Here is a 21,714-nt window from a genome sequence, read left to right on the forward strand (position 1 = left end):
TTTATGGAAATTTTAAATAAAAAAGTTTTAGTTATTGGATTAGGTTTATCAGGTATTTCAACTATAAAAACACTGTGCTCATTAAATGCGGACGTTTACTGTTATGATGATAAGGAAAAATCAGAATTACAAAATGTTTTTGAAAATCTTAAAGGGTATAATTATAAATTCATAAAAAATTATAAAGATTATACATTTGATTTTATAGTTAAAAGTCCCGGAATTAAACCTTCTAATGAAATAATAGAATATTTTACTTATAGAAAAGTTCCTGTTTATACTGACTTGGAATTAGCATATACACTATTTCCAAAAAGAAAAATAATTGCGATAACTGGGACAAATGGAAAAACTACTACAACAACTTTAGTTGGAGAAATTTTTAAAACTGCAAATATTAAATCAAGAGTGGTTGGAAATATCGGAATAGGAATGCTTTGGGAGATTTTTAATTCAGATGATGAAACTGTAAATATTATAGAAGTTAGCAGTTTTCAGCTACATAATATTGAAAATTTTAAACCTTATATTGCTTCTATAGGAAATATTACTCCAGATCATATTGATTGGCATGGAAGTTTTGATAACTATATAGAAGATAAATTAAAAATATTTAAAAATATGGATAAAAATGGAAATCTTATTTTAAATATTGATGATGAAATTTTAGGTAAGATTAATGTAGAAAATACTAATGTAACAAAAATTTCTTTAAATAATAAAAATGCAGACTTTTATTTAAGTGAAAATAATTTTTATCACAATGATAAAAAGCTATTTTCTATGAAAGATTTAAAAATTTTAGGAAAGCATAATGCTCAAAATGTTTTAATTTCTTTGGCAATCTGTTATAATTATGGTATAATTATGGATACCATAATTTTTGCATGTAAAAATTTTGGTGGCGTTGAACATAGAATTGAGTTCGTTAGAGATTTTAATGGAATAAAATTTTATAATGATTCTAAAGGAACAAATGTAGATTCAACTATAAAAGCTATTGAGGCTTTAGAAAAACCTATAATATTAATTTTAGGTGGTTATGATAAAAATGTTGATTTTAATCCATTATTTGAAAGTTTTAATGGAAAGGTAAAGGCATTAATTTTAGTTGGAGATACAAAATATAAATTTTGTGATACTGCGAAGAAGAATGGGTTTGAAAATAATATAATTGTTAATGATTATAAAGAAGTTATAGAAAAATGTATTGAAATTGCTGAAAGAGGTGATAATGTTTTACTTTCTCCTGCTTCTGCAAGTTGGGATATGTTTAAAAGCTATGAAGAAAGAGGAAATTTATTTAAGAAGTTGGTAAATGAATTATAATGAATAAATATGATAAATACACTAAGAAATTAGTCATGGTTGTACTATTTCTACTTCTGTTTGGAGGTATAATGGTATTTAGTACAAGTTGGCCATATAGCTATAGACTAAAAGGAAATGAAATAGAAATAATAAAAAAGCATACATTATTTGTAGCTTTATCTATTATATCGATATTTATTTTTTCACAAGTGAATATTTTGAAATTAAAAAAATATAGTAAAATAATTTTTATATTAGTTTTTTTAATGGGTTTTTTAGTGTATTCTCCAATAGGAATTAATGTTTATAATGCGAGAAGATGGATAAAAATAGGACCTTTAACATTTATGCCTTCTGATTTCATGAAAATTGCATCTATAATGTTAATGGCATATATTATTGATAAATATAAAAATAATTTTACTTTTAAAAATGTATTTTTTAAATATTTAGTAATTGTTGGGTTAGCATCATTCTCTGTTATGATTCAACCTGATTTTTCGAATACATTGATAATTATAGGGACTATAACAGCTATGTATATAATAGCAGGTATGGATAAAAAGGCAATAATGTTTTCTGGACTTGGAATATCTATTGCGAGTTTTGGAGTAATATATTTATTAAATTCAGGATATAGTAGAACTAGTAGAATTCAAGCTTTTATAAATCCTTTAAAGTATAGAGATTCAAAATCTTGGCAACTTATAAAGTCTCTTTTTGCTATAACAAATGGATCTCTTTTAGGTGTTGGTTTAGGAAATGGAAGACAAAAGTATACTTTATCAGAAGCTCATAATGATTTTATTTTTGCAACTATTGCAGAAGAATTTGGATTTATAGGTTCTGTGTTCTTAATTGGAGTATATATTTACTTGGCATATTTAGGAATAATGATTTCAAGAAATATTAAGAACTTATATGGAAGAATGGTAATACTAGGAATAACATTTTCAATAGGATTACAAACATTAGTCAATATTGGAACAGCTACTGGGTCAATTCCTCCAACAGGAGTAACTTTACCTTTTGTAAGTTACGGTGGTTCATCATTGGTTATGACTTCAATAATGATTGGAATTATTCTAGGAATTGTTAGACATGATACTAAAGGGAGATAATATGAAAGTTGTAATATCAGGAGGCGGAACAGGAGGACATATATATCCTGCTGTTGCGATAATTGAAGAATTAAAAAAAAGAGATGAAAATATAGAAATTTTATATATAGGTTCTAAGAACAGTATGGAAAGTGAATTAATTCCAAGTTTGAATATAAATTTTAAATCAATTGAAGTAATGGGATTACCAAGAAAAATTAATAAAAAGTTTTTTAAATCAATTTTTATTCTGTTTAAAGGACTATCACAAGCAAAGAAGATATTGAAGGAGTTTAAACCAGATATTGCAATAGGAACAGGGGGGTTTGTAACAGGACCAGTTTTGTATAAAGCTCATAAACTTGGAATTTATACAATATTTCACGAACAAAATAGTTATCCTGGAATAACTAATAGAATCTTATCTAGATATGTAGATTCAATGGCTGTTACATTTAAAGAATCAATAAAATTTTTTAAGAACAATGAGAAATGTGTAGTTACTGGAAATCCAATTAGAAATAGATTTCAAAATTTGAATAGAGAAGAATCAATAAAATTTTTTGAACTTGATGAAAATTCCAAGAATATTTTTTCTTTTGGGGGAAGTAACGGTAGTGAAGAGCTTAATAAAGCAATTTTAGGAATTTTAGATAAATTCTATGATAATAATAAAATTTCTTTAATTCATGTAACTGGAAAAAGCAATTATGATAAATTTTTAGAAGATATAAAAAATAAAAATATTAAATTAGGAAAGAATGTAAAAATTTTGCCGTATATGATTGAAATGGATAAAGCTTATGGAGTTTCAGATTTGGTTATAACAAGTTCTGGAGCAATAACATTAGCTGAAATATCAAAAATAGGCTTAGCAAGTATACTAATACCAAAAGCATATACTACAGAAAATCACCAAGAATTTAATGCAAGAGCGTATAAAGATATTGGTGCTGCTGAGCTTATACTCGAAAAAGACTTAAATTCTGATTTATTATGGGAAAATATAGAAAAAATAATTTTTGACAATAATAAACTTGAACAAATGAAAAATAGTGCAAAGAAGTTAGCAACTCCTAATGCAGTAAATGATTTTGTTTCAATTTTTTATGATAAATTTAAAGGGAGATAGATATGGCTGGAGATAACAGAAAAGGTAAGAAGCCTAAAATATTTGTAAAGAGTAACAATTCTGATAGTTCAGTAAATGATGAATTTTACGAATATGATAAGTTAAAGGCTAGCAGTAATGTTTTGGATGAATCTTTTTTTGAAGATTTCAAAAGTGTAGATTTTGAAAAATTAAATTACGAGAAAGAACATCCTGTTTCTGAAGAAATGGGGGAAGACACTTTTTCTTCTAATGATAATATTGAAGATGAAGTTATTCAAGAAATTCCTGAAAAAGATAATATGGCAGAAAATGAATTTCAAAGTTCTAGCTATTTAAATTTGAATGATACTAATTCAGATAAACAAGTTGAGTTAGAAGATGATGATGATTTTGGCAGTTTGGAATCCAATGAAAGCATTACACAAAAAGAAGCATCTGAAAATCTTTTTTATGATGAAGAAAATGGAGAAGAAGGTTCAATTTTTAATCAATATGAGATAGCTAATACAGAAGAATCAAGTAAAGAAAATAATTATGAATCATTGTTTGAAACTAGTCAAGTTGTAGCTAATGAATCAGAAGATGATGACGACTTTGGAAGTATAGAAGAAAATAATACTGAAGAAGATGATGATTTTGGCAGTCTAGATAATGATATTGATATGACTCAAACTACTTATGTGAACGTAAATCAAAAGGCAAATTATTATGATGAAGTTATTGATAGTCATAATGAATCAGAAGAAGATGATGACGAAGAAGATGATGATGATGAGTATTATATAGATAAAAAAGGTAATAAAAAGAAGAGAAAAAGAGGATTAAGACTTTTCTTGAAGTTTATGTTAACTTTTTTATTGGCCTGTGCAGGGATAATGGTTTATTTTGGACTTACTCATGATTTATTTAAGATTGATTATGTAAAAGTAGTTGGAAATGTAGCAAATGAAAAAGAACTTATAGTTTCTAAAAGTGGTGTAAATATTGGAGATAATATATTTTTAACATCTTCTAGTAAAATTGAAAAAAATTTAAAGGCTCTTCCAAATATTGAGAATGTAAAGGTTAGAAAAAATTATCCTAATATAATTGAAATAGAAGTAAAAGAAAATTATGTTAGTTCTTATATTAATACTGCTAGCGGGTTAACAACTATTGATAATTACGGTAAGGTAAAAGAGGTTGCAACTGACAATTCTAAGGCATCGGGAGCTCAATTAAAGGGAATTTCAGAAACTGATTTAAAAGTTGGAGAAGATTTTTCAAATGATACTACTAAAGTTAAATTCTTAGTAGACATTTTGTCCAAAGAATATTATCCAAATGTAGTTAGTATTGACTTTACAAATGATAAAGAAATAGTAATCCAAATGAAAAATTCTTTAAAAGTTACATTTGGTGATTTAAATGATTATGCAAAAAAGACACAAATAATTGGAATTTTACTTAAGAAAATTCAAGTAGAAGGAATAAATGCAAAAGAAATTATATTAAATGTTGGAGATAATCCAATAATAGTAAAAAAATAGTGGAATTTTATTTAAAAATTTAGTATAATAACAGTGGTTACCTAAAAAATAAGTAGAAAAGAATATAGGAGGAAATTAAAATGGCATTTGAAATGGAAGTATGTGGAAGTGGCTTAGCTAAAATTAAAGTCTTTGGTATAGGTGGTGGCGGAAACAACGCTATCTCAAGAATGAAACAATCTGGTTTAAGAGGTGTTGATTTCGTTGCAGTAAATACTGATAGACAAATTTTAAATTCTATTGACATAGAAACAAAAATTCAAATAGGAGAAAAGTTAACAAGAGGACTTGGTGCAGGAGCTAACCCATCAATTGGAGAAAAAGCAGCTGAAGAAAGTAAAGAAGAAATAATGAAATCTCTTGAAGGAACTGATATGGTATTTATTACTGCTGGAATGGGTGGTGGAACTGGTACAGGTGCTGCTCCAGTAGTTGCTGGCATTGCAAAGGAAATGGGCGTTTTAACTGTTGGTGTAGTTACTAAACCATTTACATTTGAAGGTAAAAAAAGAGCTGTTCAAGCTGAACAAGGAATTGAAGCACTTAAAGAAAAAGTAGATACATTAATTACTATTCCAAATGATAAATTGATTCAAATTTCTGAAAAGAGAACAACAATGTTAGAAGCTTTTGCTATGGCAGATGAAGTTCTAATGAATGGTATTCAAGGTATTTCAGATTTAATTGCTATTCCTAGTATAATTAATTTAGATTTTGCAGATGTTAAATCAGTAATGCAAGATCAAGGTGTTGCTCATATGGGTATTGGTATTGCAAGTGGAGATAATAGAGCTGTTGAAGCTGCTAAAATGGCAATTAACAGTCCATTACTTGAAACTTCTATAGATGGAGCAAGTGCTGTTCTTCTTAATGTTACTGCAGCTAATGTTGGACTTTTTGAAGCTCATGAAGCTGCCGAATTAATTAGAGAAGCAATAGATGGAGATGCAAATGTAATTTTCGGTACAGGTGTTGATGAATCTCTTGGAGATGATATTAAGATTACTGTTATAGCTACTGGATTTGACCCTCTTGTAGCAGGTGGAATTAGAAAATCATCCGGTATTGAAAAAAAACTTGCATCAGATAAAAAAGATGATGGATTAGAGTTAGATATTCCAAGTTTCTTAAGATAATGAAATGTCCTAACTGCGGAGCGGAAACTACTAGAGTTCTAGATTCTAGAAATTCTATTGATAAAACTTATGTTAAAAGAAGAAGAGTTTGTGAGATTTGTGATTATAAATTTACAACATATGAGAAAATGCCTGAGTTTGTAATTTTTGTGTTAAAAAAAGATGGATCTAGACAAATTTTTTCTAGAAATAAAGTTTTTGCCGGTATAAAAAAATGTTGTGAAAAAAGAACTATTAAAGACAAAGAGATAGAGTCTGTTATAGATAATATTGAAAAAGATATTAGACAAAATTACAAAAATGAAATTAAATCTACTCAGATTGGGGAATTGGTTTTGAAATATTTAAAATCACTTGATGAGGTTTCTTATGTTCGTTTTGCAGCAGTTTATAAGGATTTTAAAGATATAAAATCATTTATGGAGTATTTACAAAAAGAATTTTAAGAGATGAATAAAAAATTCATCTCTTTTTTTGTCAAAAATTTTATAACTATATTTAAACATAATAATTAGAGTTTATGTACTTATTGTCAATTTTAATTTATTTTTTTTCTAAATTGTGATAAAATAATAGTGGATTAAGATTAATATTTTAATTTGTTTGAGGCATAATTGTCAGGGGAGTATTTTATGAAAAAAAATATTAAAAATATTATTATAATAGTTTTTATTATAGAAATTATTGGATTAGGATTAATTACTTATAATTCAATTGTTGAAAGAGGAAGAATTAGAAAAGAGAGAGAAAAGTATTATATTGTTACAGATATAAATCATAATGATGTTTTAAAAATTGAAAAAAAATACCTATCTCCGCAAGAATTAAATAAAATAGTAATTACTAAAGTAGAAAATGATAAAAAATATATTATTGAAGATAAAAAATTAATGGATGATGTTATTTCAAAGTTAGAGTTTAATAAATTTGTTTCTGATTCTAAACTTACTATGGATAACGAAGATATAACAATATCTTTTGAAAGTAATAATAATATTCTTAGTATTACATTATCCTCTGAAGGTAGGACTGCTAGTTTAAAATATAATGATGCGTCATTTTTAATAACTATTTCAGATGATTTTTATAATTTTATTTATGAGTTATATTCTAAAATTTCTTAGGATTGGAGTTTTCTATGAACATAAAAGAATTAATTGAAAAACATGGTAATTCTAATGAAAATTGGTTAATTTTAGAATTTTTAACGGGTAAAAAATCTGTTGAATTAAAAATGGAATTGACATTTTGTGTTGATTCTATATACAATGAATTTCTAGAAATAATAGAAAAAAGAAAACAAAATTATCCATTACAATATATATTTGGAAAATGGGAATTTTATGGTTTGGAGTTGTTTGTTGATGAATCTGCTTTAATTCCAAGATTTGAGACGGAAATTTTGGTTGATGAAATTTTAAAATTGGATTGTAAAAAGGATAAAATTTTAGATATAGGCTGTGGAAGTGGAGCTATAAGTCTTGCACTGGCTGATAATTTGAAAAAATCGTATGTTTATGGTATTGATATAAACAAAGAAGCTATAAAATTATCAAATAAAAATAAAGAGAAGTTGAATCTAAAAAATGTGGATTTTTTTGAAAGTGATATTTTTTCAAATATAAAGGAGAAAAATTTTGATATTATAGTTTCAAATCCTCCTTATATTGATGAGGTCGACATGAAAACACTGGAAAAAGAATTATCTTTTGAGCCTCAAAATGCCTTATATGGTGGAAAAGATGGATTATTCTTTTATAAAAAAATAATTTCGGGTTCTTTGGATTATTTATCTGCAAATGGAGTTTTAGCTTTTGAAATAGGATATAATCAAATGAAAATTATTTCTAATTTACTAATTGAAAATGGATTTGAAATTTTACTTCAAAAAAAAGATTTTGCAGGTTTTGATAGAATAATAATAGGTAAGAGGAGATAAAATGAGTTTAATTAGCTTGTTTTTAGTGTTTTTATTCATTGGAGCATATAATTTTGGTGGAGGATATGCAATGATTCCACTGATTATATCTATGGTTGTAGATAAATATGATTGGATTGGAATGAATGACTTTATAAATTTTGTTACAATTTCACAAATAACACCAGGTCCAATTGCGATAAATCTTGCAACATTTGTAGGATATACTGTAGGTAACGGAGTTATTGGATCTATTATAACTACTATGGCGGTTGTTTTACCAAGTTTTATTTTAATTACTTTAATTGTTTTTTTTATGCAAAAATTTAAAGATAATGTACATATAAAGAACTTTTTTGTTGGGATTAGACCTGTCGTACTTGGATTGATTGCATCTAGTTGTGTGTCTGTTATTGATTCTGACTTTTATACTATATATTCGATAATTACTTTTGGAATAATATTTTACTTAACTACTTATAAAAATTTACATCCGATAATTGCAATTTTTTTAACTGGTATAATCGGAATGTGGATTATTTAGGAGGTAATTATGTTATTTCAATTATTTAAGACGTTTTTGTGGATAAGCACTCTGACGGTTGGTGGTGGAGCTGCGATGATTCCGGTTATAAATAAAGAAATTGTTGAAAAAAGGAAATATATGACTCAAGAAGAGTTTCTAGATGCACTTGGCATAGCACAAAGTGTTCCAGGAGTTTTGGGTTGCAATATTAGTATTATTGTAGGATATAAGATAAAAGGGTTGGCAGGAGCATTAGTTTGTTTATTCTGTTCAATTTTACCTGCATTTTTATCAATTCTTATAATAGCGATGTTTTTTAAGGATATGAGTGCGAATTACTATGTCAGTAAATTTTTTATTGCAGTTAAACCAGCTTTAATAGCAGTGCTAGCTTCTGCTGTTGTAATACTTGGAAAAAAAACAAAGTTAAAGGCTGTTCACTATATTTTTAGTTTATTAGTTTTAATATTAGTTAGTTATTTTAAAATAAGTCCATTTCTAGTAATATTTTTAGGCGGATTTGGTTATGTTTTATATTGTAAGTTTTTAGTGGATAGACATTAATTAAAGATGATAAAATAATTCTATCTGAATTTGGAGGAAATTATGATTGATGATAGATATGATGAAGAAGAGAAAAATAGTCATGAACAGGAAGAAAAGAATTTTTGGAAAATTTTCTTTGATTATGCGAAAGTTATAATTCTTGCACTTTTAATAAGTTTTGGAATAAGAACTTTTGTTGTTACAAGTACTATTGTAGATGGAAGAAGTATGAATCCTACTGTAAATCATGGTGATAGACTTATGGTTAATAAATTGTTTTTTATGAAGAAGAATATAACTCGTGGAGATATTATCGACTTTTATGTTCCTGATGCAAAGAAATACTACTTAAAGAGAGTTATTGCAGTTGAAGGAGATACTGTTGAAATAATTAATGATAGAGTTTATTTGAATGGAAAAATGTTGGAAGAGAACTATGTAAGTACAAATGTTACAACTCCACATAATAATACTACAAAATGGGAAGTTCCTAAAGGCTATGTTTTCGTTTTGGGGGATAATAGGTCAAATAGTAGAGATGGTAGAGATTTAGGAGTTATTCCAAGATCTGACATTGTTGGAAAAATTATATTTAGATACTATCCTTTTAATAATTTTGGAGGTTTAAAATAATTTATGAAAATAGAACAGAAGAATATTAGAAATTTTTCTATAATTGCACATATAGATCATGGAAAATCTACACTTGCAGATAGATTGATAGAAAAAACAGGAATGATGACTAAAAGGGAAATGGAAGAACAGGTTTTAGATAGTATGGATCTTGAGAGAGAAAGAGGAATTACTATAAAGTTAAAAGCTGTAAAACTTTTCTACAAAGCAAAAGACGGAGAAACTTATGTTTTAAATCTTATTGACACTCCGGGACATGTTGACTTTACTTATGAAGTATCAAGAAGTCTTGCTGCTTGTGAGGGAGCTATTTTAGTTGTTGATGCAACTCAAGGTGTTGAAGCTCAGACTCTTGGAAATGTATATTTAGCATTAGAACAAGATTTAGAAATTTTACCAGTTATAAATAAAATAGATTTACCGTCAGCTAGAATTGATGAAGTAAAAGATGAAATTGAAGAAATAACAGGCTTTGATACAGAGGGAATTCCTTTAGTTTCTGCAAAAGAGGGACTTAATATTGAAGATGTACTGGAAGATATTGTAAATAATGTCCCTGCTCCAACTGGAGATGAAAATGCACCACTTAAAGCACTTATCTTTGATTCATATTATGATTCATATAAAGGTGTTGTTTCCTATGTTCGTGTAGTTGAAGGAACTTTAAGAGAGGGAATGACAATTTATATGATGGCAACTAAAGGAAAATTTGAAGTAACTGAAGTTGGTTATACTGCATCAGGAAATGTTCAAACTGGAGAGCTAAAAGCCGGAGATGTAGGTTATGTAGTTGCAAGTATAAAGAATGTAAAAGATGCAAGAGTTGGGGATACTATTACAGATTTTGAAAATATGACTGACTCAGCTTTACCTGGATATAAAAAAGTTATTCCAATGGTTTATTGTGGAATTTATCCCGCAGAAGGGGAGGATTTTAACAGTGTAAGGGAAGCTTTAGAGAAACTTCAAGTAAATGATGCTTCTCTATCTTTTGAACCAGAAAGTTCTGTTGCACTTGGCTTTGGGTTTAGATGTGGATTTTTGGGACTATTGCATATGGAGATTATTCAAGAAAGACTAGATAGAGAGTTTGATTTGAATATAATTACAACAGCTCCATCTGTAATCTATAAAGTTGCCAAAAAAACAGGAGAAATACTTGAAATCCAAAACCCAAGCAATTTGCCTAAAGAAACTGAAATAGAATATATGGAAGAGCCTATTGTTGAGGCAAATATTATGACTCCAAAAGACTATGTCGGAACTATTATGGACTTATGTCAAAACAAAAGAGGAGTTTTTGAAAATATGGAATATCTTGATCAACATAGAGTAAGTCTAAGATATATATTGCCGTTGAATGAAGTTATTTACGACTTTTTTGATGCATTAAAATCAAAAACAAAGGGTTATGCTTCACTTGATTACGAATTAAAAGGATATCAACGTTCAGATTTAGCTAAATTGGATATTTTAATTAATGGAGATTTAGTTGATGCCTTTTCAATAATAGTTCATCGTGAAAAATCTTACGAAAGAGCGAGAAATATAGTTGAAAGACTTAAAGATGAAATTCCTAGACATCAATTTGCAGTACCTATTCAAGCTTCAATAGGTTCTAAAGTAATCGCCAGAGAAACTGTAAGAGCTTTGAGAAAAGACGTACTTGCAAAATGTTATGGTGGAGATATTTCAAGAAAGAGAAAATTACTCGAAAAACAAAAAGAAGGTAAGAAGAAAATGCAACAAATTGGTAGCGTAGAAGTACCTCAACAGGCATTTTTAGCTGTATTGAAATATGATGAAAAATAGATAAGAAAGCCTATTATAAGATAGGCTTTTTGCTTAATAGGAGAAAAAATGAAAAGATTGGGATTATATATTCACATTCCTTTTTGTGATAGAATATGTAATTATTGCGACTTTACAGCATTTCAAGGTGCAAATTCTAAAATTAAAGAGTATGTAGAAGTTTTAAAAAAAGAAATTGAATTAAAAGGAAATAAAAACTTTTTAATAGATTCTATTTTCATTGGAGGAGGAACTCCAAGTTTTATTGACGGAAAATATATCTTTGAAATTTTAGAAAAAGTAAAGAAAAATTTTACAGTTCTTGATAATATTGAAATATCAATTGAAACAAATCCGAAAACTTTTGATGAGAAAAAATTAGAATACTATAAAAAAGCAAAAATAAATAGAATATCAATAGGAGTACAAAGTTTTAATGATGTAATTTTAAAAGAACTTGGAAGAAATCACAATTCCAAAGAAGCCTTTGATAGTATTGAATTGGTAAAAAAATTTGACTTTGATTTAAATTTAGATTTAATTTTCGGTTATCAAAGTCAAACAATAGATGATATTTTGTATGACTTGGAAATGGTAAAAAATATAAATCCTGAACATATCTCTTATTATGCTTTGATTATTGAAGAAAAGACGAAATTTAAGGCATTACAAAATGCAGGAAAATTGGATTTTTTAGATGAAGAAACTGAAAGAAAAATGTATCATCTAATCGTAGAAAAATTAGAAGAAATGGGAATGAATCAATATGAAGTTTCAAATTTTGCTAAAGTCGGGAAAGAATCTGTTCATAATAAAAAGTATTGGAATTGTAAAGAGTATTTAGGACTTGGGATTTCTGCTCATTCCTATTTAAATGATGAAAGATTTTCTAATACAGTTAATCTTTCAAAATACATAAAAGAATTACATAATGGAAATATTCCTGTAGATTTTAGAGAAAAATTGGATATGCCTACAAAAAAATTTGAATATATCATAATGAATATGCGTTTAAAAGAGGGGTTTTTAATTTCAGATTATAATAGACTTTTTGAGTCTGACTTTTTAGAAGAGAATAAAAAAGCTGTAAAAATAGGATTAGAAAATAATGTAGTCGAAATTAAAGATGATAGAATATATTTTACAAAAAGAGGTTTTGACATAATGGACAGCTTTTTTGTAAATTGTAATTTAAAGGAAACAAGGTGATAAAATGGTATTACTTAGAAAAAAATTAGAAAATATCAATTTAAAATATGAAAAAATACTAAGAATTATTAATACCATATTTAATATTTTATGGGTTTTGGTATATTCAATTTATTTTATAATTTCATTTTACTTATTGGATTTTCAATTATCCTATGTGTTTGATTTTTTACAAATTTTATTAGGATTTATTTTTATATTTAACAGTATGAATATGATTTATTTTATGTTAATTAGATATACTAAATTTAAACTTAGTTTTATAAATCCATTAAATATATTAGTAAAAATTTTAGCTTTTTTAAATATGAATTTACTATTATATATTTCTATTTTTAAATCTGAGTTTTTATTTTACAATCACTTTTTAACTTTATTTAATTATTCATATATTATATTTTTAAGTTTTGAGTTATTCTTTATCTTATATAATATTAATGATGTAAAATTTAAAATTAAGGATAATGAATTTCCAAAAAATAATGATGTAAATAAATGGTTTGACAACGAATATTTCGGTTATAGTTTACAACTTAAAGAGTTTCTTAATAGAGATGTAAAAGACTATATTAAGACAAATCACGAGAATTTACAATTTTTAGAAGAATTTATTTTTAGTAAATTTCCAACTGAAAATGATTTGATAAGAGAGAAATTTTTACTTGAAAAAAATAAAAATATTGATATAAATTCATTTGAGCTGATTTCAAAAGCTATAAATAAAGGGGTAACTATAGCAATAGCATTTATAGTAAAAACCGGTTTAATCTCTACAATTATTATTTCATCATTTATTTCTGCTGTTTTTGCGACTATAAGATTAATTTTGACATCAATAGCAGTTAAAATTTCTCTATTTATAGGAAAAAACAATATTACAAAAGCAGAAGATTTGAAAACATATCTAAAGGTAGGATTTTTAGTTTTTTTAATTATGATTTTAATATTGGCTTTGGATAATTTAAATCTTATTATTAAAAATTCAATAAAAAATAAAAAGAATCGAAAATATAAAGAAAACTATTTAAAGCTAGTAAGATATATATGTGATAATTATGATTGTTTAAAAAATAGAGGTAAATAATATGAAAGCTGTACTTTTTGATATGGACGGAGTCCTTATAGATTCAGAAATGTTTTATATGAAGGGAACTTATGATTGGATTTCTAAAAGAGGTTTTAAAGGAAAACTTGAAGACACTTTTAGACTAATTGGTACGAATATGGAAGGAACATATAATTTGCTTTATGAAATGCTCAACAAAAAATATACAATTTCTGAGATAGAAGAAGAAAATAGAAAGTATTTTTTAGAACATCCTATTGACTATAAAGCAATTCTAAAGCCTTTTGTAAAAGAAATTTTAGTATTTTTAAAAGAACATAAACTAAAAACTGCTGTTTGCTCATCAAGTCCTAAAAAGACGATTGAAAAAGCACTAAAAGATTGTGAAATTTTAGAATACTTTGATTTTATAGTAAGCTCAGACGAAGTCAAAAAAAGCAAACCAAATCCCGATGTTTATCTAAAAGCCTGTGAATTTTTAAAAGTTTCCAATGAAGATGCTTTTGTAATAGAAGATTCAACGAGGGGAATAGAAGCAGGAAAAAATGCAAATATAAAAGTAATTGCAATAAAAGATAAATTCTTCGGACAAGATCAAACAAAAGCAGATTATATCTTTGAAGATTTGGGAGAAGTTTTAGAATTTTTTAAAGAAATGAATTTAACAAATTATAATAAGAATTCCTTATAAATAACTAATATCCATTAATAAAATCTATTTTACATTATATTTTCTTTGTTGTAAAATATATGCAGGTATTTATTTTAGGAGGATATTATGAAAAAATATTTAAAAAAATTAACGGCTCTTTTAGCAGTTTGTATTATGTTTACTGCTTGTTCAGGACAAAAACAAAATACTGAAAAGAAAGAGGAAACAAATAAAACTGAAAGCAAGTCTGATACTGTTAATGCACAAATTAGTTTTAGTGGTTCTTCAACTTTAGCTCCTGTAATCAATAAGATTGCTACAGATTTTATTGAAAAATATACAACTTGGGATAAGGTTGATTCTTCATTGCCAAAAGAAAATATAACTATTTTTGTTTCATCTGGTGGTTCAGGTGCAGGAGTTAAGGCTGTTCTTGATAAAGTTGCAAATTTTGGAATGCTTGCTCGTGATATTAAGGATTCAGAAAAAGAAAAGGTTAAGGATTTGGAATCTTATACTTTAGGTCTTGACGCTCTTTGTATTTGTGTTAATCCTGATAATAATATTTTAAAAGCTAAAAATGGAAATTTAACTAAAGAAGAAATCATAAAGATTTTTTCAGGAGAATATAAAACATGGAAACAAGTAGATCCATCTTTACCTGATGAAGAAATTGTAGTTGTAACTCGTGATTTAGGTGGTGGAGCTCATGAAGTTTTCCAAAAGAAAATAATGAAAGATGTTAAGGTTAGAGAAGATGCGATTCAAGCTCCTTCAATGGGTGCATTAGTTTCAAAAATTATTGAAAATAAAAATGCTATTGGATATGCATCATATGGTATTACTAATCAAAACCAAGGAAAGTTAATTCCTATGAAAGTTGATAATGTTGAACCAACTGAAGAAAATATTTTAAATAACAGTTACTATATTTCAAGACCTTTAATCATTATGAAGAGTGGAAAATTAACTGCAACTGAAAAAGTATTTGTTGATTTACTTCAATCAGAAGAAGGAAAGAAAGTTATAAAAAGTATGGGATTCATACCAAGCAAATAATATTGGACAACCTTATTGTTTTGCAATAAAATTTAGAAAATACTGAGGAATACTTTTTGTATTCCTCTTTTTTGGAGTAATTATGAAAAATAAAGTTTTTAAATACACAGTCTATATTTTTACATTATTTACAATCTTACTTTTGTTGACTCTAATAGTCTTTTTGTATAATCAGTCCTTACCATTTTTTCTTAAAAATAATTTTCTAAAATTTATTTTTGGAAGAGTTTGGGATGCGACTGAAGTTTCCGGAAGTTTTGGAATTTTTAATATACTATTAGCAAGTGTATTTATATCTATTCTAGCTTGTATTATTTCACTTCCTATTGCTATTGGAACAGCTTTATATATATGTTTTTATACAAAAAATTCGAAAGTTTTTCTCATATGGCTTATAAACATTTTGGCAGGTATTCCGTCGATAATTTATGGTTTTTTCGGAATGATTATAATTGTAAAAAATATAGAAAGAATATTTAAGATTTCCGCTGGAGAAAGTGTTCTTGCAGGAAGTATTATTTTATCAATAATGATTTTACCTTATTTTGTTTCAAACCTTATTGAAACGATTGAACTTATAAAGAAAAAATACCAAAGAGATTCTGATGCTTTGGGAATAAGTAAAGAGTATTTTATCAGAAAAGTAGTTTTAAAGAAATTGCATTTTTCAATTTTAACAGGCTTTATGATTTCATTCTCCAGAGCAATAGGGGAAACAATGGCAGTTATGATGGTTATAGGAAATGCACCGATTTTTCCAAAATTATTGTCAAAAGCACAGACTATTCCATCGCTTATTGCACTTGAAATAGGGATGAGTGAAGTCTATAGTGAACATTATTATGCACTTTTTGCAAGTGGATTTATACTTTTGATTTTAGTTTTAATCATTAATATTTTATTATTTGTTATCAACAGAAAGAGTAAAAGCTATGATAAGATTTAAAGATAATTTAATTAAACTTTTTGCATATATATCTATTTTTATAGTTATGACAGCAATTTTTTTGATATTTTCTTTTGTGTTTTTTAATGGAATTTCAGGAATAAATTTAAAATTTTTAACGGAAAATCCTAAAGGAATGCCACTTGGAGTAGATGGTGGTATAAGAAATGCGATAATAGGATCATTTTTGTTGATGATATTATCTATGTTTTTTTCAACAGTTTTAGGTATTTGTTTTGCGATTTACAATAAAATTTTTTGCGAATCAAAAATAATTAAGATGCTTTTGAGTTTTCTTATTCAATGTATTTCATCAATTCCTTCAATTATAATTGGACTTTTTGTCTATGGATTTTTTATAGTAACTTTAAATATTCCAAAGAGTTTATTTACAGCAAGTATAGCTCTTTCACTAATGGTTTTTCCTTTTGTGGAGCTAAATGTTGAAAAATTAATTGAAGAATTTGATAGACAATGTATAAGAGATAGCTATGCTTTAGGAATTGATAAAATTTATATGTGTAGGAAGTTAATTTTACCTACTATTTCCAATAAAATAGTTTCAATTTCAATTTTAGCAGGAAGTTATGCCGCAGGGGCAACTGCACCTTTACTTTTGACTGGAGTTGTATTTATGGCAAAACCAAGTGGATTATTTAATCCTGTTATGGCTTTACCATTCCATTTGCATATGTTACTAAGTCAATCAGTTGCAACTAAAAAAGCATATGCGACAGCTATGGTTTTGATTGGACTTTTAATAATATTAAATTTATTATCTGAAATAATAATGAGAAATATAGGAGGTAAAATAGTTGAATATATTAGAAATAAAAAATCTTAGTATCTTCTACAAAGAAAAAAGCATTTTAGAAGATGTCAATTTAGATATAAAGGAAAATGAAATAATCTGTATAATGGGAAGTTCAGGCTCCGGAAAATCTACTTTACTTTCTTGTTTGAACGGATTTTTAATTGAAAATGGTGGAAATTATACGGGAGATGTGTTTTTTAGAGGAGAAAATATTAAAAACATCAAACCAATTGAATTAAAAAGAAAAATCTCTACACTTTTTCAAGACTCTAAACCTTTTGACTTTTCAATAGAAAAAAATATTACCTATGCAATGGAATTTTATGAGGGAAAAATCAAAAACAAAAAGGAAAAAGTTAAAAATTTATTGGAAAGTGTAAATTTATATGATGAGGTAAAAGATAATTTAAGTCTTTCTCCTTCAAAATTATCAGGGGGACAAAGACAAAGACTTTGTATTGCTAGGATGCTTACAACTTGCCCAGAAGTTTTGATTTTTGATGAACCTTGTTCTTCTTTGGATGAAAATAATTCCATAATAATTGAATCTCTTATAAAAGAACTTTCAAAAAAATATACTATAATAATTTCAACACATAATGAAAAACAAGCGAATAGACTTGCAGATAGAATAATTAGAATAGAAAACAAAAAATTAGTTTAAATGTTTATAATCTCACTTTAGTTGGGTATATATTTAAAATGATATTTTTAATTCAAAAATTTATAAAACTTAAGTATTTTTATATTTAAGTTTTTTTCATTGGTACATATTATACGGAGGAAGTTTATGGTAAAAACATTGAGTAAAAGTATAAGAGAATATAAAAAAGACTCGATTATGTCTGTTATTTATATTGTCTTTGAAGTTATTATGGAATGTATAATTCCTTTTATTCTTGCAAATTTGGTAAATGGAATAAGATCAAATATTCCAATTGGAGATTTGTTTAAACAGGGTTTGATTCTTGTAGTTATGGCAATGCTTTCTTTAGCTTTTGGAATTTTGGCAGGTAAAAAAAGTGCGGTTGCATCTGCAGGATTTGCTAGAAATTTAAGAAAAGATATTTTTGAAAAAGTTCAAGGATTTTCTTTTGAAAATATAGATTCTTTTTCTAATTCGTCATTGCTTACAAGACTTACAACTGATGTTACAAATGTTCAAAATGCTTATATGATGACAATTAGAATGGCAATCAGAAGTCCATTTATGTTTGTTTTTTCTTTTGTTATGTCATTTATTATGGGTGGAAAACTTGCATTTATTTTTGTTATAGTTGTTCCAATACTTTTAATTGGACTTGCATTTATACTTATAAAAGCGATGAAAATTTTCAAAAAAATATTTTATAAATATGATGATATGAATAATACTATTCAAGAAAATATAAAGGCTATAAGACTTGTAAAATCTTTAGTTCGCGAGGATTTTGAAATTGAGAAATTTGATAAAGTTGCAAGTGAAGTAAAACATGATTTTACAATTGCAGAAAAAATAATATCATTGTATGCACCTTTAATGCAATTTTGTTTATATGTAGATACTGTTTTGATTTTGTTTTTAGGTTCCTATGTCATAGTAGCTGGAATTAATCCAAGTTTTAATGTTGGACAGATATCTGCACTTATGACTTACAGTTTTATGATTTTGAGCAGTCTAATGATGTTTTCAATGGTTATTGTTATGTTAACAATGGCAATGGAATCTTCAAAGAGAATCTCAGAAGTTTTAAATACAGAATCAACTATAACAGACGAAAAGTCATTGCATAAAGTATTAAATAGTGGAGAAATTGAATTTAAAAATGTAATTTTTAGATATTCAGAAGACGCAAAAGAAAATGTAATTAATGATGTTTCATTTAAAATTCCTTCAGGCAGTACAGTTGGAATAATTGGAGCTACCGGTTCTGGAAAGAGTACATTAGTTCAATTAATTCCTAGACTTTACAATATAAATTCAGGAGAAATTTTAATTGACAATATTAATATCGAAAATATTGACATTGAATTATTAAGAGAAGAAGTTGGTGTGGTTCTTCAAAAGAATACTTTATTCTCTGGAACAATTAGAGAAAATTTAAAATGGGGAAACAAAAATGCAACTGATGAAGACCTTGATTTAGTTTGTAATATTGCTCAAGCAACTGAAATTATAAATAAAATGCCTAATGGATACGATGAATATATTGAACAAGGTGGAGCAAATCTATCAGGTGGTCAAAAACAAAGACTTTGTATTGCAAGAGCATTACTTAAGAAACCAAAAATTTTAATTTTTGACGACTCCACTTCAGCTGTTGATACAAAAACAGATGAATTGATAAGAAGAGGCTTACAATCCTATATGCCTGAAACTACAAAAATTATAATCGCTCAAAGAATATTATCCGTACAAAATGCAGATATAATTTTGGTAATTGAAAAGGGCAAAGTAGTTGCTAGTGGAAATCATGAAACTCTAGTAAGACAAGAAGGATTATATCGTGATTTATATTTAACACAAGGAGGAGTTGTAGATGAAAAATAGTAAAAAATCAATTTTATTCAGAGTAATAAAAGAAGTATTTACAGCTTATCCTGTACTTTTTCCTTTAGTTTTAGTTGGAATAGTATTTACTGCTGGGGTTAGCTCAATTCCAAGTTTATTTATACAAAGAATTGTAAGTTTACTTGAAGCTAGAGATCCTTCAGTTTCATGGTCTGTTTTTTCAAAACAAATGATTACTTTAATCTTAATATTAATTGGAGTAGATATACTTTCTTTGATTCTAACAGCTGTATATAATCTTGCAATGGCAACTATAACACAAGGGACTCTTTATCATATGCGAAAAAAGATGTTTGTAAAAATGCAAACTCTTCCTTTGAAGTATTTTGATACTGAAGGTCATGGGGATATAATGAGTTATTATACAAATGATGTTGATGCTTTAAGACAGATGATTTCACAAAGTTTACCAAATGTATTAGCATCATTAGTTGTTGTTATAACAGTTTTTGGCATAATGTTATATTTTAGTTTTTGGATGACACTTACCGTTCTACTAGGTGTTGTTGCCATGTATTTTGTAACAAAATATGTTGGTAAACATTCAAGAAAATACTTCATTGAGCAACAAAAATCATTGGGTAAAACTGAAGGTTATTTAGAAGAAATGATTTATGGACAAAAAGTTGTAAAAGTTTTTAATTATGAAGATGAATCAATGAAAAAATTTAATGAAGTAAATTATAAATTATTTGACGATTCTCAAAAGGCGAATTCTTATGCTAATATACTTGGACCAATTTTAAATAATATCGGAAATATTCTATATGTTGTTGTTGCAATTGTTGGAGGTCTTTTAATATACTTTAATGTATATAATTTAAGTCTTTCAGGTATGGTAATTAGTATAAGTATAGTAGTTCCATTTTTAAATATGACAAAGCAATTTTCAGGAAATATCAACCAAGTTTCAATGCAACTAAATTCAATTATTATGGGTCTAGCTGGTGTTGAAAGAGTTTTTGCTCTAATTGATCAAGAACCTGAAGTAGATAAGGGTAAAGTTGAAATAGAACAAGAAAATGGCAAATATGAATTTGTAAAAGAAAATGGAGAAAAAGTAGAAGTTCTAGGAAATATTGATATAAAAAATATTGTTTTCGGATATAATAAGGAAAAAACAGTTTTAAAAAATATAAATATTACTGCAAAACAAGGTGAAAAAATTGCACTTGTTGGTGCTACTGGTAGTGGTAAAACAACAATTGCAAACCTTATAAACAGATTTTATGATGTAAATAGTGGAGAAATTTTATTTGACGGAATAAATGTAAATTCAATAAAAAAAGCTGACCTTAGAAAAAATGTAGGAGTTGTATTACAAGAAACTAATTTATTTACGGGAACTGTTTTAGAAAATCTTAGATATGGACATTTAGAAGCTACAAGAGAAGAATGTATCGAAGCTTGTAAAAAAACAGGTGCTCACGAATTTATAATAAAACTTCCTGAACAATATGATACAGTATTAAGAAGTGGTGGAGAAAATTTATCTCAAGGTCAAAGACAGTTGCTTGGAATTTCAAGAGCATTACTTGAAAATAAACCGGTTCTTATTCTTGATGAAGCTACTTCTTCGATAGATACAAAAACAGAAAATGTCGTTCAAAAAGCCATGTATGTTTTAATGGAAGGTAGAACTGTATTTATAATTGCTCATAGACTTTCTACAATTTCAAATTCAGACAGAATAATTGTTTTGGATAATGGAGAAATTTTAGAAATAGGAACTCATGATGAATTGATTGAAAAACAAGGAAGATACTATCAATTATATACAGGAAAATTTGAATTGGATTAATAAGATTAAAAA

General features: G+C 26.8%; 21 protein-coding genes. All 21 read left to right on the forward strand.

Annotated features, from left to right (window positions below; genetic code table 11):
- The first annotated feature begins 3 nt into the window (after positions 1–3).
- Entirely contained in the window at positions 4–1,329 is a 1,326-nt protein-coding gene (murD, locus tag VJI77_RS03970; RefSeq protein ID WP_323988361.1) for a UDP-N-acetylmuramoyl-L-alanine--D-glutamate ligase, read from the forward strand.
- A gap of 71 nt (positions 1,330–1,400) precedes the next feature.
- Entirely contained in the window at positions 1,401–2,432 is a 1,032-nt protein-coding gene (locus VJI77_RS03975; protein ID WP_255260942.1) for an FtsW/RodA/SpoVE family cell cycle protein, read from the forward strand.
- Between the two features lies 1 nt (position 2,433).
- Positions 2,434–3,543 carry an undecaprenyldiphospho-muramoylpentapeptide beta-N-acetylglucosaminyltransferase gene (gene murG, locus VJI77_RS03980; RefSeq protein WP_323988362.1) on the forward strand — a complete coding sequence of 370 codons (1,110 nt, stop codon included), beginning with the start codon at positions 2,434–2,436 and terminating at the stop codon, positions 3,541–3,543.
- Positions 3,544–3,545: 2 nt separating this feature from the next.
- A complete protein-coding gene (locus VJI77_RS03985; protein ID WP_323988363.1) occupies positions 3,546–5,054 on the forward strand; it encodes a cell division protein FtsQ/DivIB in 1,509 nt (502 codons plus the stop codon).
- 80 nt (positions 5,055–5,134) lie between these two features.
- On the forward strand, positions 5,135–6,190 hold the full coding sequence (gene ftsZ, locus VJI77_RS03990; protein ID WP_293439060.1) for a cell division protein FtsZ: 1,056 nt from the start codon (positions 5,135–5,137) through the stop codon (positions 6,188–6,190).
- Positions 6,190–6,636: a transcriptional regulator NrdR gene (gene nrdR / locus VJI77_RS03995; RefSeq protein WP_009354837.1), complete on the forward strand. Its 447-nt coding sequence runs from the start codon at positions 6,190–6,192 to the stop codon at positions 6,634–6,636. Before ftsZ ends, nrdR begins: the two co-directional genes overlap by 1 nt.
- A gap of 186 nt (positions 6,637–6,822) precedes the next feature.
- Positions 6,823–7,314: a hypothetical protein gene (locus VJI77_RS04000; protein ID WP_323988364.1), complete on the forward strand. Its 492-nt coding sequence runs from the start codon at positions 6,823–6,825 to the stop codon at positions 7,312–7,314.
- A gap of 14 nt (positions 7,315–7,328) precedes the next feature.
- On the forward strand, positions 7,329–8,129 hold the full coding sequence (gene prmC / locus VJI77_RS04005) for a peptide chain release factor N(5)-glutamine methyltransferase (protein ID WP_323988365.1): 801 nt from the start codon (positions 7,329–7,331) through the stop codon (positions 8,127–8,129).
- Position 8,130: 1 nt separating this feature from the next.
- Entirely contained in the window at positions 8,131–8,652 is a 522-nt protein-coding gene (locus tag VJI77_RS04010) for a chromate transporter (protein ID WP_323988366.1), read from the forward strand.
- A gap of 9 nt (positions 8,653–8,661) precedes the next feature.
- On the forward strand, positions 8,662–9,198 hold the full coding sequence (locus tag VJI77_RS04015; protein ID WP_323988367.1) for a chromate transporter: 537 nt from the start codon (positions 8,662–8,664) through the stop codon (positions 9,196–9,198).
- A gap of 42 nt (positions 9,199–9,240) precedes the next feature.
- Positions 9,241–9,813, forward strand: a complete 573-nt coding sequence (lepB, locus tag VJI77_RS04020) for a signal peptidase I (RefSeq protein WP_323988368.1) — start codon at positions 9,241–9,243, stop codon at positions 9,811–9,813.
- Between the two features lie 3 nt (positions 9,814–9,816).
- Complete coding sequence (gene lepA / locus VJI77_RS04025) at positions 9,817–11,625, forward strand: translation elongation factor 4 (RefSeq protein WP_004832078.1); 1,809 nt, start codon at positions 9,817–9,819, stop codon at positions 11,623–11,625.
- A gap of 48 nt (positions 11,626–11,673) precedes the next feature.
- Positions 11,674–12,813 carry a radical SAM family heme chaperone HemW gene (hemW, locus tag VJI77_RS04030; RefSeq protein WP_323988369.1) on the forward strand — a complete coding sequence of 380 codons (1,140 nt, stop codon included), beginning with the start codon at positions 11,674–11,676 and terminating at the stop codon, positions 12,811–12,813.
- Between the two features lie 4 nt (positions 12,814–12,817).
- Positions 12,818–13,897: a hypothetical protein gene (locus VJI77_RS04035; RefSeq protein WP_323988370.1), complete on the forward strand. Its 1,080-nt coding sequence runs from the start codon at positions 12,818–12,820 to the stop codon at positions 13,895–13,897.
- Position 13,898: 1 nt separating this feature from the next.
- A complete protein-coding gene (locus VJI77_RS04040; RefSeq protein WP_323988371.1) occupies positions 13,899–14,570 on the forward strand; it encodes an HAD family hydrolase in 672 nt (223 codons plus the stop codon).
- A gap of 87 nt (positions 14,571–14,657) precedes the next feature.
- On the forward strand, positions 14,658–15,590 hold the full coding sequence (locus tag VJI77_RS04045; RefSeq protein ID WP_323988372.1) for a phosphate ABC transporter substrate-binding protein: 933 nt from the start codon (positions 14,658–14,660) through the stop codon (positions 15,588–15,590).
- An 82-nt stretch (positions 15,591–15,672) separates the two neighbouring features.
- On the forward strand, positions 15,673–16,536 hold the full coding sequence (gene pstC, locus VJI77_RS04050) for a phosphate ABC transporter permease subunit PstC (RefSeq protein ID WP_323988373.1): 864 nt from the start codon (positions 15,673–15,675) through the stop codon (positions 16,534–16,536).
- Positions 16,523–17,380, forward strand: coding sequence for a PstA family ABC transporter permease (locus VJI77_RS04055; RefSeq protein ID WP_323988374.1), 858 nt, complete (start codon positions 16,523–16,525; stop codon positions 17,378–17,380). Before pstC ends, VJI77_RS04055 begins: the two co-directional genes overlap by 14 nt.
- Positions 17,352–18,014 (forward strand): phosphate ABC transporter ATP-binding protein, encoded by a 663-nt coding sequence (locus tag VJI77_RS04060; RefSeq protein ID WP_314720367.1) that lies wholly within the window; start codon positions 17,352–17,354, stop codon positions 18,012–18,014. Before VJI77_RS04055 ends, VJI77_RS04060 begins: the two co-directional genes overlap by 29 nt.
- Before the next feature lie 126 nt (positions 18,015–18,140).
- Complete coding sequence (locus VJI77_RS04065) at positions 18,141–19,880, forward strand: ABC transporter ATP-binding protein (RefSeq protein ID WP_323988375.1); 1,740 nt, start codon at positions 18,141–18,143, stop codon at positions 19,878–19,880.
- On the forward strand, positions 19,870–21,702 hold the full coding sequence (locus VJI77_RS04070) for an ABC transporter ATP-binding protein (protein ID WP_323988376.1): 1,833 nt from the start codon (positions 19,870–19,872) through the stop codon (positions 21,700–21,702). The genes VJI77_RS04065 and VJI77_RS04070 overlap by 11 nt, the downstream gene beginning before the upstream one ends.
- The last annotated feature ends 12 nt before the right edge of the window (positions 21,703–21,714 follow it).

Source organism: Parvimonas sp. D2, from assembly GCF_035282635.1.
GTDB lineage: Bacteria > Bacillota > Clostridia > Tissierellales > Peptoniphilaceae > Parvimonas.